The 15,245-nt window shown below is 56.0% G+C and carries 13 protein-coding genes and 1 pseudogene; 9 read left to right on the top strand and 5 right to left on the bottom strand.

The features are described 5' to 3' along the window. Positions 1-72: 72 nt before the first annotated feature. Positions 73-531, bottom strand: a pseudogene (locus QP888_RS10615) (IS1/IS1595 family N-terminal zinc-binding domain-containing protein); the annotation flags it as partial. Between the two features lie 410 nt (positions 532-941). Here QP888_RS10615 and QP888_RS10610 point away from each other — a divergent pair. The 4 genes from QP888_RS10610 to hutU all read left to right on the top strand — a co-directional run bounded on the left by QP888_RS10610 (position 942) and on the right by hutU (position 6,077). After that, positions 942-1,736 (top strand): GDSL-type esterase/lipase family protein, encoded by a 795-nt coding sequence (locus QP888_RS10610; protein WP_284813534.1) that lies wholly within the window; start codon positions 942-944, stop codon positions 1,734-1,736. Between the two features lie 389 nt (positions 1,737-2,125). Next, positions 2,126-3,472, top strand: a complete 1,347-nt coding sequence (locus tag QP888_RS10605) for a YjiH family protein (RefSeq protein ID WP_502869180.1) — start codon at positions 2,126-2,128, stop codon at positions 3,470-3,472. 54 nt (positions 3,473-3,526) lie between these two features. Then, positions 3,527-4,273 carry an IclR family transcriptional regulator gene (locus QP888_RS10600; protein ID WP_284813533.1) on the top strand — a complete coding sequence of 249 codons (747 nt, stop codon included), beginning with the start codon at positions 3,527-3,529 and terminating at the stop codon, positions 4,271-4,273. A gap of 124 nt (positions 4,274-4,397) precedes the next feature. Continuing rightward, positions 4,398-6,077, top strand: coding sequence for a urocanate hydratase (gene hutU / locus QP888_RS10595; protein WP_284813532.1), 1,680 nt, complete (start codon positions 4,398-4,400; stop codon positions 6,075-6,077). A 42-nt stretch (positions 6,078-6,119) separates the two neighbouring features. On the opposite strand, the gene QP888_RS10590 is transcribed toward hutU, so the two are convergent. Beyond that, positions 6,120-6,605 (bottom strand): DUF488 domain-containing protein, encoded by a 486-nt coding sequence (locus QP888_RS10590; RefSeq protein WP_284813531.1) that lies wholly within the window; start codon positions 6,603-6,605, stop codon positions 6,120-6,122. Positions 6,606-6,640: 35 nt separating this feature from the next. Between QP888_RS10590 and QP888_RS10585 the strand changes: the two genes are divergently transcribed. The 3 genes from QP888_RS10585 to QP888_RS10575 all read left to right on the top strand — a co-directional run bounded on the left by QP888_RS10585 (position 6,641) and on the right by QP888_RS10575 (position 9,603). Beyond that, positions 6,641-7,510: a mechanosensitive ion channel family protein gene (locus QP888_RS10585; protein WP_284813530.1), complete on the top strand. Its 870-nt coding sequence runs from the start codon at positions 6,641-6,643 to the stop codon at positions 7,508-7,510. Continuing rightward, positions 7,510-8,079, top strand: coding sequence for a VanZ family protein (locus QP888_RS10580; protein WP_284813529.1), 570 nt, complete (start codon positions 7,510-7,512; stop codon positions 8,077-8,079). The genes QP888_RS10585 and QP888_RS10580 overlap by 1 nt, the downstream gene beginning before the upstream one ends. A 198-nt stretch (positions 8,080-8,277) precedes the next feature. Then, on the top strand, positions 8,278-9,603 hold the full coding sequence (locus QP888_RS10575) for a S1 family peptidase (RefSeq protein ID WP_284813528.1): 1,326 nt from the start codon (positions 8,278-8,280) through the stop codon (positions 9,601-9,603). A gap of 15 nt (positions 9,604-9,618) precedes the next feature. Here the strand turns inward: QP888_RS10575 and hisN are convergent, their stop codons facing one another. Both hisN and QP888_RS10565 read right to left on the bottom strand, forming a co-directional pair. Beyond that, on the bottom strand, positions 9,619-10,416 hold the full coding sequence (hisN, locus tag QP888_RS10570) for a histidinol-phosphatase (protein ID WP_284813527.1): 798 nt from the start codon (positions 10,414-10,416) through the stop codon (positions 9,619-9,621). After that, positions 10,409-11,290 (bottom strand): inositol monophosphatase family protein, encoded by an 882-nt coding sequence (locus QP888_RS10565; protein WP_502869179.1) that lies wholly within the window; start codon positions 11,288-11,290, stop codon positions 10,409-10,411. Before QP888_RS10565 ends, hisN begins: the two co-directional genes overlap by 8 nt. 111 nt (positions 11,291-11,401) lie before the next feature. Between QP888_RS10565 and prfB the strand changes: the two genes are divergently transcribed. Continuing rightward, a complete protein-coding gene (prfB, locus tag QP888_RS10560; protein WP_284813526.1) occupies positions 11,402-12,553 on the top strand; it encodes a peptide chain release factor 2 in 1,152 nt (383 codons plus the stop codon). On the opposite strand, the gene QP888_RS10555 is transcribed toward prfB, so the two are convergent. Further along, positions 12,543-14,393 carry an AbgT family transporter gene (locus QP888_RS10555; protein WP_284813525.1) on the bottom strand — a complete coding sequence of 617 codons (1,851 nt, stop codon included), beginning with the start codon at positions 14,391-14,393 and terminating at the stop codon, positions 12,543-12,545. The two genes, prfB and QP888_RS10555, sit on opposite strands and share 11 nt — an antisense overlap. A gap of 146 nt (positions 14,394-14,539) precedes the next feature. Between QP888_RS10555 and ftsE the strand changes: the two genes are divergently transcribed. Then, entirely contained in the window at positions 14,540-15,229 is a 690-nt protein-coding gene (ftsE, locus tag QP888_RS10550; RefSeq protein ID WP_284813524.1) for a cell division ATP-binding protein FtsE, read from the top strand. Positions 15,230-15,245: the final 16 nt, after the last annotated feature.

Here is a 15,245-nt window from a genome sequence, read left to right as displayed (position 1 = left end):
CTCACAATGAGCATCCTCTCTTACGGACACAAGATCCGCATTAATCGGGTGTCCACTAAACGAGGGTAACCTCACTACGCATAGTGGTGGTGGGATCTTTGATAGTAGTTTTTTGTAGGCGTTGGCGGTTTCGCTTTTGGCCCAGTGCCAGGCTATGACGTGGTTATGGCTTGCAGCTATAAGCAGGCAGCCTGCTGCGGTGTAGGTGCCGTCGATAAAGATCTGGTCGTAGATGCGGTTGGGGTCTGGGGTGTTGGGGACGTCGATGAGCCACAACGGGGCGAAGCGGCGGTTGAGAGTCCATCTACTGAGACCTAATTGCCCAGCGAGTTGTGTCAGTGATGTTGTTGATACTGCGTAGCGGTAGAAAGCCTGAAAATCTCGGGCTTGGGTCTTATCGGCTCGGTGACGTGTTAAGGAGCTGCCACAGGAGGGGTCTTTGCATCGCCATCTGGTTTTGCCTTTAGATGTAGTGCCGTTTTTCTTCATTTGCCCAGCGCATATAGGACATTGTGGTCTGTTGGTAGTCACTGGATAACAACATCAGCAACCTGTTAGCACATGTAGGTGCCGTTCCGGGGTATTGAACAAAAACGGGCCGGAATAATGTGCAGAGCCTTATTCAAACCCGATTTCCGTGTTCCTAGCAGCAGTTATCCTGAAAAACAGACACATTTCCTGCTACTTAACCCGGTATCTTCCCCGTGACCATGCACACTCTGTTCACGGCCTTGTGCAGTACGTTCAGTATGATAATGCTGATGTGTAGGTTGCTTTATGATAGTTCTGATGCGTAAGTTGCTGTGGGTGGGGTTAACCGGACTGATTAATCCATAAGTCAGACACACCGACTTTAAGAAAGCAACCAATTCGATATTCTCGGAAGGGAAAATTTCATGCGCCTCGTCAAAAAGTGCGTTGCTGCCGTGAGTGGAGCGGCAATGCTGTTAACAGGAGCCAGTAGCGTCGCTGAGGCCGCTGAACCGGGTAATATTGTTACGCTCGGTGACTCATATACCGCCAATCCAGACGAACTACGAAACAGTTTTCGCTGGTTACCGTTGGCAACTGACAATTATCCGTTCCGCGAAGGGTGCTTGCAAGCACCCAATAACTGGCCACGGAAGTTGGCAGCAAAGACGAACCGGCCTTTGGCTGACTGGTCGTGCACCGCACAGACATCCAACACTATGAATGAGCGTTTGGATCGTGCGATTGCTGAAGGCGATGTGCGCAATGACACCACCGTTGTCATTGCGGTGGGCATGAATGATTATGGTCCGTTTAATGCGAAAGTCCTGACGAGTTCGCCGGATTTCGCGAAGAATATTCAGGATAATTATCTCAACCGTCTTCGCGAGGCTGCAGATAAAATCCGTCATGTTGCTCCAGAAGCAAAGATTGTTCTTTCTGGCGCCTTACCCACCGTGGATCGTGAACACGCAACGCTGTGCGCTGTCAATGTCATTCCGAATCATCCTGGTGGGATTTTTCTCCCGGTCCTGCGTGATGTAGAAAATTGGAACCGTGATAATCAGATTCGGGCAGCGCACCTTATGGGGGCGAGCTATGTTGACATGATAGATGGTGCTCGGGGCCACGATACTTGCACCCCAGATGCGCAGCGGTGGGTCGCCGGCATCATCGATACGACGACGCCGGATTACAACATGGCTATACATCCTACTGACTCAGGGTCCGAGTACATCGCGAATACTCTTGCGCCTCACGTGTAGTCGTTAGCGCGCACTGCAGAGCAAAGATCTTAACCGTGGCACTGTGGTGCCACGGTTTTTCGCATTATGCCAGCGTCGAAGCTGACGGCGAAGTGTGCTTGGCCTGTGTTTGGCTTGATTAGGACTTCGGCTGTGGCGGCATCATGAGGGGCTTGCTTTTTGTGAGATGCACAATGGGATCGAGTAATAATCAACGCGCTCTCTGGCCCCAGGGAAGCCTCCAGTCTGTAATCCCAGACTTATTTCTAGGTTATTGTCTTGCTCACACTGTTGAACAAACCCTATTGTTAGTGACATCACTTATTCCGTGTGTATGTGATGCGGGATTCGTGTTTGGGAGCCAGGAATAAGAAATAGTCAAGCAAAGGGGAATAGCCGTGTCGCCGACCATTCCAGAGCCGACGCACGTTACTAACGTGCCGAGCGTTGGGCATACTGACCCACCGGTGCCGAAGAATATCTGGCGGCTGTTTGTCTACAGCGCCATTGGTGCTTTCGTCTTTTTCTTCCCGCTGAGCTACCAAGGGAAAAGCTCGATCCCGCTAGACCATATGGTCACCATGGTGCGCGAAGGAGTGCCCGGCATCGTTCCGTGGATCATCCTGGCTTTAGCTGGCTTCGGTGCCGCGCGTTCCATTTACAAGCAGAATTGGAAAGAGGGCACGCTGTCGGCGGTCTTCGTCGTCACGAATGTCATTGGCTTCATCATTGCGCTGTTGGCGGTCCTTGATGCGTTGCCATGGGTGCTTGGCGACGAAGACTTGGTGCCATTTCTCTGGGAAAAGATTGCTACTCCGGTCGGTTTGATTGTTCCGATCGGTTCGGCCTTCCTTGCACTTTTGGTGAGCTACGGTTTTTTGGAATTTATTGGGGTGCTTATGCAGCCAGTCATGCGCCCACTGTGGAAAACCCCAGGTCGTTCGGCTATCGACGCGGTAGCCTCGTTCGTCGGCTCGTATTCGTTGGGGATCTTGATTACGGATCGGGTCTATCAGCGTGGTGGGTATACCGCGAAAGAAGCAGCCATCATTGCCACCGGCTTTTCGACGGTCTCGGCAGCGTTTATGGTCATCGTTGCCAATGCGCTCGGACTGATGGAAATCTGGACCACGTTCTTTTTCGCCACGCTGGTGGTAACTTTCGTGGTGACCGCCATTACTGTGCGTATTCCACCGTTGTCGCGTATCTCCGACGATTACTACGAGGGGGCGAGCCCTGAGCCAGAATCGAAAGTGAGCGGTAGCCGTGTCAAAGCGGCGTGGCACGAGGCTCTGTATACGTTGGAAAATGCCCCGAGCCTGTGGCGGGCTGTGCTCGATAGCTTCCTCGACGGTATCAAGATGGCCGGTGCTATCGTGCCGTCGATTCTGTCGGTTGGCCTGGGTGGCATTTTGCTGGAGCGTTTCACCCCGGTGTTCGAGTGGATTGGCTATCTGTTCTACCCGTTCGCCTGGATCGTTCGCCTTCCGGAAGCCATGGACGCCAGCCAGGCGATGGCCACCGGTATTGCGGAGATGTTTCTGCCTGCAGCCAGCATGGCGGGATCAGAAAACCTCGTAGCGAAGTTCGTCGTCGGACTAGTCTCCATCTCGATGATCATTTTCTTTTCTGCTCTTATTCCGTGCATTATGGCTACCCGCATTCCAATTTCTTTGACCTCCATCGTGATCATCTGGTTTGAGCGCGTGGCGCTGACAATTCTCATTGCCACCCCGATTGCGTATTTGCTGTTATAACGCTCTGGCCGGTGTGGCGGCGTTCGGTGATCTGTAGTCGTTAGTCTGTAGTTTATGAATTCTCCGCAGGTTCCGGCTGCCCGGCATACTCTAGATATTTTGCGGTTGCTTTCTACCATCGATGTGCCGATTTCCGCAGCGCGCATCCATCGGGAACTCGGCATTCCGCGGTCTACCACGTATCACTTGCTGGCAGAGATGGTCGAGGCTGGCTTTGTTGTCCACCTTGCTGGCGAACGTACCTATGGTCTCGGCCTGGCTGCGTATTCCATGGCAAATGCCTATACGACCCAGCAGCCGTTGGTGCGGTTGAGTCAAAAATACCTGGCCAAAGCCGCCAGTTTGGCAGGCGGATCGGGGCACTTATCCCGCTTGTCTGCCACTGAGATTGTATATTTGCAGGAAACGCGTGCCACGCGGGCGGTGTCGCTAATTAGCCAGGTGGGGGTCCGCTTGCCCGCGGTGGGCACGGCCTCGGGCAGGGTGATGCTCGCGCACTTGCCGGAAACGGAATACCGTGCGGTTTACTCGGCTTCGGATGCGGCAGAAGGCTGGGGCGCGTTTCAAAAACATCTTGCCGACGTCCGCGAACGCGGATTTGATGTGGAAGTGCAAGAAGTAAGCAGGGGGCAGGCCAGTGTTGCGGTGCCGGTGTTGGATCACTTGCAGCGTCCCGCGGCAGCGTTGGCAGTGACGTATCCGGTGGATAGTTTGCGTGCCGGGCAATTTGAAGAATTGCGAGATCATCTGAGCTCTGCCGCGCGTGATATTTCAGCGCGCATGTATGGCAATAGGGGATAACCCGCTGCACATACCCGTCTGGTATTTCAGACATAACCGTCGGCAAGCCCCTGTTTTGTGACCTAGAAAACTCCTAAATTAAACAGCAAGAACAAAGTGTTTGAGTGAAAGGATTCCCGCCATTATGTCGCAACCCCGTGAAATTCGCGCCCCGCGTGGAACCGAATTGTCCGCAAAATCGTGGCAGACGGAAGCTCCGCTGCGCATGTTGATGAACAACCTAGATCCCGAGGTTGCAGAGCGTCCGGAAGATCTCGTGGTTTACGGCGGTACTGGTAAAGCAGCCCGTAACTGGGAATCTTTCGACGCCATTGTCGATGTGTTGAAAGACCTGGAATCCGACGAGACCCTGTTGGTGCAATCCGGTAAGCCGGTCGGTGTGCTGCGTACCAATGAATGGGCTCCGCGTGTGCTGATCGCTAACTCCAACCTGGTGGGAGACTGGGCCAACTGGGAGCACTTTCGCAAGCTCGACGACGAAGGCCTAATGATGTATGGCCAGATGACCGCGGGCTCCTGGATCTACATTGCCACTCAGGGTATCTTGCAGGGAACCTACGAAACGTTCGCGGCCGTTGCCACCAAGCGTTTCAACGACACTTTGGCTGGCACTCTGACTCTGACCGGCGGGTGTGGCGGTATGGGCGGTGCGCAGCCGCTAGCCGTCAAACTCAATGGTGGTGTGTGCATTATCGCTGATGTTGATGAGACCCGTTTGAAGCGTCGACAAGGCAAGCGCTACCTGGATGAGGTCACCACCTCGCTGGATGAAGCCATCCAGATGGCTAACCAGGCCAAAGAAGAAAAACGCGCGCTGACCATCGGCGTCGTCGGCAATGCTGCCGAAATCTTCCCGGAGATGCTCAAGCGACACCGCGCAGGCGAACTCACAGTCGACATTGTGACAGACCAGACTTCCGCGCACGATCCTTTGTCCTACCTGCCGGTAGAGCACTCAGTCGACGAGTGGCACCGTGAGGCGAAGGCTGACCCACAGACCTTTACCAAGAAAGCACGCGAATCCATGGCGGCTCAGGTGCAGGCGATGGTGGAATTCCAGGACGAAGGCGCTGAGGTCTTCGACTACGGCAACTCCATTCGTGACGAAGCCCGGCACGCTGGCTACAATCGCGCATTTGAATTCCCGGGCTTCGTCCCAGCGTATATCCGTCCATTGTTCTGTGAAGGGCTGGGACCATTCCGCTGGGTGGCGCTTTCGGGCGATCCAGAAGATATCAAGGTCACTGACCAGGCCATCAAGGAGCTGTTCCCGGATAACGAGCACCTGCACAACTGGCTGGATGCAGCTGATGAATACGTGGAATTCGAAGGCCTGCCAGCACGTATCTGCTGGTTGGGTTACGGCGAACGCCACAAGGCCGGTTTGCTTTTCAACAAGCTGGTGGCAGAAGGCAAGGTCAAAGCGCCGATCGTTATTGGCCGAGACCACCTGGACTCCGGTTCGGTGGCCTCGCCATACCGTGAGACCGAAGGCATGCTGGACGGTACCGATGCCGTCGCGGACTGGCCGCTGCTCAATGCTCTGACCGCGACTTCTGGTGGCGCTACCTGGGTATCCCTGCACCACGGCGGCGGCGTCGGCATGGGCCGTTCTATCCACTGTGGCCAGGTCACGGTGGCAGACGGTACCGAGTTGGCCGCGAAGAAGCTGGAAGCCGTGTTGACCAACGACCCTGCGATGGGTGTGATCCGCCACGTCGACGCTGGTTATAACCGGGCCAATGAAGTCGCAGAAGAGCGCGGCGTGCGCGTGCCATCCCCATTTAAATCGCGCGAAGACTAAAGCTCACGCGTGTGGAACAACACGCAACACGCGATACGAGAATTAAGCATCTGTGTTTGCAGTGACTGCTTCCACCAACCATTGGGCCAGGATACGAGCATGGGTGTGCTCAGTGTCCTTGCCGGCAAACAGTAGCGCGATATTTCCTTGCCCCGCTGCTTTAGACAAGGCCGTTATGGCGTCGGCAAGCTCGCCATTGGCAGCTCGCTGGTCTAGCTCGGACGTGTAGCGCTGGCTGAATTCGTCGAAAGACAGCCCGTCGTGGAATTCTTTCCGGAGTTCTTGCGACGGGCACAGCTGTTTATCCCACAGGTCTGGCTGCAGATCTTCTTTTCTGATCCCGCGCGGCCACAGCCGGTCGGCCAGTACGGAAAACGCTGCTGGACGCACCGTACCCTCACCGTCCTGTTCACCGCGCACGTCGAAGACACGGAATAACAGGATCTCATGCCCACGTACCGGGTAGCTGGCAACGGGAACCGCCGTGATGGATCCGTCGGTATCTGTCACTCGATTTTGGGAGCTCATGAACCCTAAGATAGTGAAGTGTGAATGAACTTGGCGTGAATGCACCTGGAGAAGAACTCATCCGAACAATTACCTGGGATGGCGTGTTCCGGGGACTGATCACCCTGTTGATTGGACTTGCCATAGCAGCCGTCGCAACTGCGATCACACGCCTTTATCTGCGGGCACGCGGCCGGGTACGCAGTTCACGCAGGGTATTGGGTCGTCTGGTGTTTTGGATCATCGCAGTGTTGGCGTTTTCTGCTGCAATGACGGTGGTCTTTCCCTCGATTAACCCGGTCGACATTCTCGGCGGCATTGGTGTCGTGTCCATTGCCGCCGGTATTGCCTTCCAGACGGTGCTGGGCAACATGTTCGCAGGCATCATGATCCTCGCGCGCGATCAATTCCGCGTCGGCGATCAAGTACGGGTGGGTGATAACGCCGGGACCATCACCTATATTTATCTCAGTTCCACGAGCATTAGACGTTTCGACGGCCAGCTCGTGGTGATCCCGAATACGCTCATGCACTCCGGGGAAGTCATCGTGCAAACCGGGTTTGAAACCATCCGTGCCCGGGTGGTGATCGATATAGCGACGAGCGCGAATCTCACGAAAGCCAAAAATACCGCCATTGCTGCCATGGGTTCGGTGGACTGTGTCCTGAACGACCCCGCACCAACCGCGTACTACCACGAAGTGGGCACAGAAACCGTCAGCTTGGAATTATTATTCTGGTCGGGTTCCACGCGGTTGGAATCGCGCGAGGCCACCGATGCAGTGATCTCCGCGGTGCTCGAAGCAATGCGTCGGGAAGAAATTCCCTTGGCGACGACTGGCCTGGAGTCTTTGCGCGTGCGTGCGCCGCAGCAGCAACAATCGCAGGTTTCCGCCCGCAGCCCAGAAAACGGCAACAACGACTAATGAAAAATCTTCACCAAATTGCGTTTGTGGCCTGGCTGGCCGTCATTATTGCCTTAACCCTGCTGAAAAGTTTCTATCAGATCGGTTATCTCTGGGACCCAGACAACCAGCGCGTGCGTGAGATCATTCTGGAACCACTCGATGTCTGGCGCTCGTCATCGAACTGGTTCCTCAGTGTGTTCGAATATGGCGGAAATACTGCTTTATTCATTCCCTTTGGTGCGCTGTTGTTCATCATGTTTGCTACGGGAAGTTCGCGCAGGGGAAGCAACCGAGTGCGCGGTGGATCGCGGACTGGGTCGGCAAGCGTGTGGAAGGTCGCCGTACTAGCTGTGCTGTGCAGTTTCAGTATCGAAATAGCACAATACGCGTTTTCGGTCGGACGAAGCTCTACTGATGATCTCCTCTCCAACACTCTGGGCGGGTTTCTCGGCGCATTGTTGGCGAAGGCAGCTGGGCCCAAGTTGTACCCGTTCTGGTCAGGCATTTCCCTGGCTTTGGCTGCGGTTTTTGCTGCGCTGGTGGGGCTTGGCGAGCGGCTCGGAGATCCGGAAAAGATCGTGGACTAACTGTACGTATGGGGGTGGTGCCAGTACCGTGGATAAATGTGTTCTTCCTGCTCGCGCACACAGGTAATAAACGTTTGGTAACTATCATCCAACGACCTGATTAATTCCTACCAGATTAATGGAACCCCATGCCACCATGAGCATGCCACCATGAGGCAGAAAAGAATTGGCCTGAGCGAGCAGAATAGAGGATGATTCGTGCGAGGACGACCAGCGGCGCAGCGAGCAGCACAATACCGTGAAGCACTGCAGACAAGCGCACAGTCGGTGAACACACGCAGTAGCAGGAAGCGTAAATACGCCGCCATCGTTGCGTCTGCGGCAACGTGTGTGACCGGACTATTAACAGGAGCTGCCACCGCGCATGCCGAACCTTGGGATCAGCATGCCGGGGCGTATCAAGAGATCCGCAAGATCATCGAAGAAGGTCCGGTGGTTGATTCTGCCGGATTCGTCGATAATGCCCGTGGCCAGTTACAGCAGTGGGGGATTCAGACCCCGGAGCTAGACCGAGAGATCACCGATGCTATCGACCAGCAGATCGCCAGTGCGCTACCTCAGCACCGGAGCCCGCAGCGCGCGCAGGCGTCGGCAAGCGGTGCTGAGGTAGCGTCCTTCGACAGCGATCCTGCCGTTGAGACGCGTGACGATCGTGCTGTTAACGGCAACGGAAACGGCTCTGATGGCATCGGCTCTGACGGCATCGGCTCTGACGGCAATAACTACGCCGGCATCGGGGAGCGCCCGGCAATCATCGAAAATCCTGCTATTGATCCCAACATGCGCTGGGTGAACGATCCGCTGTCGAAGATCCTGGCAGGCAAGCCTACCGAAGATTTCGTCTTGCACCGAGTACCTGGATCCTGGTTTGATGCGCCGCGCATCCCGGAAGAATCGAATGAGTATCTCGCGCAGGGCACATCACTGTATGGCCCCGGCACGCCGCTGTTCGTCGGTGACTCGGGGATCTGCACGCTCGCGGTTGCGGGTACCGACGCGCAGGGACACAAGGTCGGTATTACCGCCGGGCACTGTGGTGCCGAAGGCGACCACGTTGCCTCAGCTGATTCGTGGCAGGTAGGCAACTCCGGCACCATCGTGGCCTCCAATGCGCATCACGATTATTCCGTGATCGAATTTGGATCCAATGCGGAAGTTTCCCGCAGCTACAACAACGTCACCGTCGACGAGATTGGTGCCGGACCGCGATTTGGTGACCAGGTCTGCAAAAACGGTGTTGGTACCGGCCACACCTGCGGCGTCCACTACGGCGATGCCGAAGGGATTCAGTTTAACCAGGTATGCGCGAGTCTTGGAGATTCCGGCGGGCCGCTTCTGGTAGGAAACCGCCTGGTTGGCATCATTTCCGGTGGGATCAACCCTACGGGTTTGGATCTGTCGTGCCGGAGCCCACTGCAGGGATTCCTGCATGTGCCAACCATGGCCAGCGATGCCGACACCATCTTTGCTGACCTAGACGCTCGTGGTGGCGTAGGTGCTGGTTTCCAGTTGCCGGAAAACTAACACACCCAGGCCGCTTTAGCGCAGCAGTCCCAACACGGACTCGTGCAGGTGACCATTGGTTGCTACCGCCGAGCCACCGTGTGGGCCTTGCTTGCCAGCAAGGCTAGTGAAATTCCCACCGGCTTCACGCACGATGATGTCCAGCGCTGCTAAATCCCACAGCGATACTTCTGGTTCTGCAGCGGCATCGACAGCGCCCTCAGCAACCAGGCAATAAGACCAGAAATCGCCGAAACCACGCAGTCGCCAGGTTTTCTCGCTCAATTCCACGAAATTGCCGAGCTTGTCGCGTTCTTGCCAGCCTGCCAAAGACGAAAATGACACGGAGGCATCTTCCAATTCCCGCACTTCGGAGACCGATAACGGGTCTGGTTCAGAGTTGAAGACGCGCCGGAACGCACCGTGATCTTTGGCCGCGTACCACCGCCGACCCAGCGCCGGGGCAGAGACCACGCCGACGACGGGCTCGCCGTCGACAAGCAAAGCAATCAGCGTCGCCCACACCGGCACGCCGCGGACGTAGTTCTTGGTGCCGTCGATTGGGTCGATGACCCACTGACGTCCAGAAAATACCGGGGTGCCGCCCATTTCCTCGCCAAGAATCGCATCTTTGTGGCGTGCGCCGCCCAAATGCTCGCGTAGCATTTCTTCGCAGGAAATATCGGCGTCGCTGACTGGGGTCATATCCGGTTTGGACTGCACCTGCAGGTCGGCGGAGTTAAAGCGGTGCAAAGTCACACCGTCGGCGCGGTCAGCTAGCTCCAGTGCCAGCGCAAGATCCTCCGCGTATGCGGAGCCAGTAGGGTTAGTCATCGTTTGTGCCTTTCAGAATTTTTACAATCTCCGCAACGGTCTGTTCATTGCCTGCGATATGCCAGCGCACTCCGCCTGCCACTTGGGTGGCGGTCGTGCCACCCGCTCCTTCTACTAGAGCCTTGCCGGGCAACCAGTCCCAGGCTGGCACTGAGTGCTGCATCCAGGCGTGCAAGGTGCCGTCGGCAACCGAAGCTAGATCGACCGAGCCTGCGCCGAGCATGCGCAGGGTAGCTGCTTTGCTGAGCACGGATTTCCACGCACTTCGGGTAGCGTCATCTGCTATGCAGGTTGGGTGTAAATAGGTGCCTACGCACGCAGTGTCTAGGCCGCGGTCGTTAATTGCTGCGAGCTCATCGCCGTCGCGGGTGGTGTGCAGGCCAGCCCCGGAAAACCAGGTGTAGCCCATCGCCGGGCGGTGCACCGCGGCCGCGATGATCTCGTCGGGACCCTCCACGCAACCGCGCACCAAGGCCAATGCGGAGCACCAATAATCCGAGCCGGAGGCGAAGTTATAGGTGCCGTCGACTGGGTCAATCACCCAATTGCGCCCGGATTTGCTGTTCGTCCGTGCCCCTTCTTCACCGACGATGCCGTCTTCTGCTCGGATGCCTTCTAACACTGTGGCGATGAAACGCTCGGCGGCGTGGTCGGCGTTGGTCACGACGTCGGAAATGGAGGTTTTGGTGTCTTGCTCCAGGCCTTTTTCGCGCAAACGCCACGCGATGCGCCCGGCATTGAGCACAAGCGCTTGGGCCAGCTGGCCATCATCGTCGCTGACATGTGCCACCATGAATGCTTTGGCGGTGGCGTCGATGGCTTTGTTGAGCTCGAGTTTCGGGTCGTTCGAGGCAGAATCTGCGGGCGAATTCATGGCCACCATTCTGCCTGAAAACACGGCGTCGGAAAATTCCGTCACCCAGCCGAATCTGCTCGATTGTTCCACTGGTGATTGAGCATCGGTGATTGAGTAGGCTGGAAAGTTATGCGATCGGATAAAGCAGCTGTAGTCAAAGAGCTCACCACCACGCTTGCCTCAATCGAGCAGGTGGCCGACCCTGAGTATCTGCGGCAGCGGGTACGCGAGCTTGAGGACAAAGCTGCGGATCCAAGCCTGTGGGATGATCCCGCTCACGCCCAAAAGATCACCTCCGAGCTGTCGGCCAAGCAGGCAAAACTGCGCAAACTCAAAGATTTACGCCAGCGCCTGGATGATGTTCCGGTTCTGTATGAGCTTGCCGACGAAGAAGCCGCCGAAGGTGGAGACGAAGCAGCTACGGTTGCTGCCGATGAAGAATTGGCGGCGCTGGAAGAAGATATTCATGCCTTAGAGATCACCACGTTGCTCGCTGGTGAGTACGACGAGCGTGAAGCCGTGGTCACCATTCGCTCCGGTGCCGGTGGCGTGGATGCTGCGGATTGGGCGGAAATGTTGATGCGCATGTATATCCGCTGGGCAGAGCGCAAAGGGCACAAGGTGGAAATTTATGACGTTTCCTATGCCGAAGAAGCTGGTATTAAATCCGCGACTTTCGTCGTGCACGGGGAATACATGTACGGAACGTTGTCTGTGGAACAAGGCGCACACCGGTTGGTGCGGATTTCCCCGTTTGATAACCAAGCACGACGCCAAACCTCGTTTGCGGAGGTGGAAGTGTTACCGGTCGTGGAACAGACCGACTCCATTGAGGTACCGGATTCTGAGATTCGTACCGATGTCTACCGCTCCTCGGGGCCGGGCGGGCAGTCAGTGAACACCACTGACTCGGCGGTGCGGTTGACCCACGTGCCCACCGGTATTGTGGTGACCTGCCAGAATGAGAAATCACAGATTCAAAACAAAGCCTCTGCGATGCGTGTGTTGCAGGCGAAATTGTTGGAGCGTAAGCGGCAAGAAGAACGCGCCGAGCTGGATGCGCTCGGCGCTGGTGGTAATGCTTCGTGGGGTAACCAGATGCGCTCGTATGTTTTGCACCCGTACCAGATGGTGAAAGATCTGCGCACCAACCATGAGGTAGGGGATCCTGGCAAGGTGCTGGATGGCGATCTGGATGGCTTTGTAGAATCTGCCATCCGGTGGCGTATGTCGGAGGTCGGCGACAACGGCGACGACACCGCGGGGCAAGCTAGTGAGTAGCTGCTGGGTATTCCATTGGTGATCCGGGGCCCAGCGGGATGCCCAGGAAGTACCAGATCAGGAAGAATGTGAACCAGCCGACAATCATTGAGATCGAATACGGCAGTGCCAGTGACATCAAGGTGCCGACGCCGGAATGCTTGTAATAACGCTGCAGGAAGGTCAGTGCCAGCGCGAAATATGGCGACATTGGCGTGATGATGTTTGTCGGACTATCGCCGATACGGAACAGCATCTGGCTGACTTCCGGCGAGATGCCGACATACATCAGCATCGGAACAATAACCGGAGCCATCAAGGCCCACTGCGCAGAACCCGAAGTAATAAACAGGTTGAGCAGCGCAACCAAAACGACCACACCAGCGAATAATAAGAATGGTGGTAGGTCTGCTCGGTTGAGCAGTTCGGAGCCGGTAATCGCGGTCCACACACCCAGGTTGGACCATTCAAACCATGCCAAAAACTGCGCGACGGCGAAGAACAACACGATCATTGGCAGCATGGTTTTCAGGCCAGCGGCCATGAATTCTGGGATATCACCGGAGCTGGTGATGGATTTGGATACCAAGCCGTAGACGATTCCGCACAGGAAAAACGCTCCGGCGATAGGTACCGCGATGGAGCGGATGAGTGGCGAATCCATGGTTTCGCCGTCTGGGCCAGCCAGTGGCGAACCCGGGATGAACAACAGCGCAAAATAAGCGACGAGCATCACCAACAAGGCGATGCCGGTCGCGCGCAAGCCTGCTTTTTCGTGTGCGGCAAGCGTGAGCAGGGCGCGGGCATCGTCACTGCTGGTGTCGTTATCGCCATCACCGGATGTGCCACCGTCACCGGAGGCGTAACGGCCATTGGATGTATCACCGTCATCGGATGTATCACCGCCACCGGCGGCATTGTCGAACGAGACTTCGGAGTAGTCGATTTCGTCATGATCGACCAGATCGTGTGCACGCTTGTTCACGAACAACTCGGTCACAACAGTGATGATCAGCGCCAGTACCAACGCGGATGGGATGACGAAGAAGATATTCGCCAGTGGGGACACGTCGTAGTTTTCGTCGACTAGTTGCGCAGCCGGGGTGGAAATACCTGCCAGCAAGAGGTCAGTGATGTTCAGGATCAGCGAAGAGTTGAAGCCTGCCGACGATGCGGCGAACGCCACCATCGCGCCCACGATGGGTGAGCGGCCAAGCGCATGAAACGACATTGCGCCCAGTGGAATCAGGATGACATAAACAGCATCGGAAGCTACCGAACCAGTAACGCCGGCTAGAGCGAGGGCAAACGTCAGTACCTTCGGGCCCACTTTCGCGACCATGGACCGCACCAGAGCACTCAGCAACCCAGAATGCTCAGCAACTGCTACGCCCAGCATCACCGTCAAGATGACACCGAGCGGAGGGAAGCTGGTGAAGTTTTCCACCGCGTCGGTGACCATGCGTTGGATTCCGTCGGTGGTCAGCAGGTTTTCTACTTCGACGGTGTCGCCGGAATCTGGCTGGGTGGCGGTCATGCCAATCGTTGAGCCGACCCAGCTGGTAATGGCGATTAGTCCGGCGAGGATGACAAATAGCCAAAATGGATTCGGCAGTTTGTTACCGATTTTTTCGATCAGTCCCAGAAAACCGCCCGCAGATTCTCCGGCCTTGCCGCCGGTGTCCTGGTCCTTTTTGTCTTTTTTATTGGTATCGCCGTCGTTCGGCGTTGATGATTTCAACGTCGATGTTCTCGATGTCGATGATGCTGTGGCCTGGTCGGCCTCGTCAGCATTGCTGGCTTTGTCAGCATTGCTAGCGTTGTGTGTTTTGCCAGCTCCGTGTGCCGAGGTTGCGTTCATGGTTCATGGCCGATCTGTGGTTGGTCTGATTGCCGATCATGTAGATCATATGGTTCGGTGATCTATTTCACGATATATCTGTCGGTGTTGCTTGTCTAGAATTAGTGCACTACCCATCAGTTGTCACTGTGGTTAGAGTGTAAGTTGTGATCACTTTCGATAAGGTCTCCAAGGAATATCCGACATCAACGCGGCCGGCGCTGGATGAGATCGATCTGCAGATCGACAAGGGCGAGTTTGTGTTCTTGATTGGCCCGTCTGGCTCGGGAAAGTCGACGTTTTTGCAACTGCTTATTCGCGATACCAATGTCTCCAAAGGCGATATCCATTTCGCAGATTTTCACGTTAATAAGCTCAAGGGTGGAGAGGTGAACAAGCTGCGCCAGCGCATCGGGTATGTCTTCCAGGATTTCCGTCTGCTGAGCAAACTGAATGTCTACGACAATGTGGCATTCGCCTTGGAGGTTATTGGCGAGCGCCCGCAACGCATCAAAAAGCGCACCATGGAAGCGCTCGAAATGGTTGGGTTGGATGCTAAAGCTAATCGCATGCCGAATGAGCTTTCGGGTGGTGAACAGCAGCGCGTAGCCATTGCCCGGGCGTTTGTGAACCGCCCACTGCTGTTGCTAGCCGACGAACCCACTGGCAACTTGGATCCGCATACCGCGGACGAGATCATGACGTTGTTACGACAGATCAACGCGAAAGGCACCACCGTCGTCATGTCTACGCACAACGCGCGCACCGTCAACGATATGCGGCAACGTGTGATTGAGATGAGTCTGGGCACAATCGTGCGTGATGAAGCCCATGGTGTTTACGGCGAATCACGGTAGCTGGGTGGTAGTTCCG

Origin of the sequence: Corynebacterium sp. MSK297, assembly GCF_030232885.1 — a bacterium.
Taxonomy (GTDB): Bacteria; Actinomycetota; Actinomycetes; order Mycobacteriales; family Mycobacteriaceae; genus Corynebacterium.
Note: the sequence above shows the minus strand (reverse complement) of the source record. Positions and strands in the feature narration are given on the sequence as shown.

What these genes read in the sequence shown, in the direction of transcription:
- QP888_RS10565 (WP_502869179.1), bottom strand. Translation starts at nt 11,290, where the DNA reads ATGAATTCGCCCGCAGATTCTGCCTCGAACGACCCGAAACTCGAGCTC.
- prfB (WP_284813526.1), top strand. Translation starts at nt 11,402, where the DNA reads ATGCGATCGGATAAAGCAGCTGTAGTCAAAGAGCTCACCACCACGCTT.
- QP888_RS10590 (WP_284813531.1), bottom strand. Translation starts at nt 6,605, where the DNA reads ATGAGCTCCCAAAATCGAGTGACAGATACCGACGGATCCATCACGGCG.
- QP888_RS10600 (WP_284813533.1), top strand. Translation starts at nt 3,527, where the DNA reads ATGAATTCTCCGCAGGTTCCGGCTGCCCGGCATACTCTAGATATTTTG.
- hutU (WP_284813532.1), top strand. Translation starts at nt 4,398, where the DNA reads ATGTCGCAACCCCGTGAAATTCGCGCCCCGCGTGGAACCGAATTGTCC.
- QP888_RS10610 (WP_284813534.1), top strand. Translation starts at nt 942, where the DNA reads ATGCTGTTAACAGGAGCCAGTAGCGTCGCTGAGGCCGCTGAACCGGGT.
- QP888_RS10555 (WP_284813525.1), bottom strand. Translation starts at nt 14,393, where the DNA reads ATGAACGCAACCTCGGCACACGGAGCTGGCAAAACACACAACGCTAGC.
- hisN (WP_284813527.1), bottom strand. Translation starts at nt 10,416, where the DNA reads ATGACTAACCCTACTGGCTCCGCATACGCGGAGGATCTTGCGCTGGCA.
- QP888_RS10580 (WP_284813529.1), top strand. Translation starts at nt 7,510, where the DNA reads ATGAAAAATCTTCACCAAATTGCGTTTGTGGCCTGGCTGGCCGTCATT.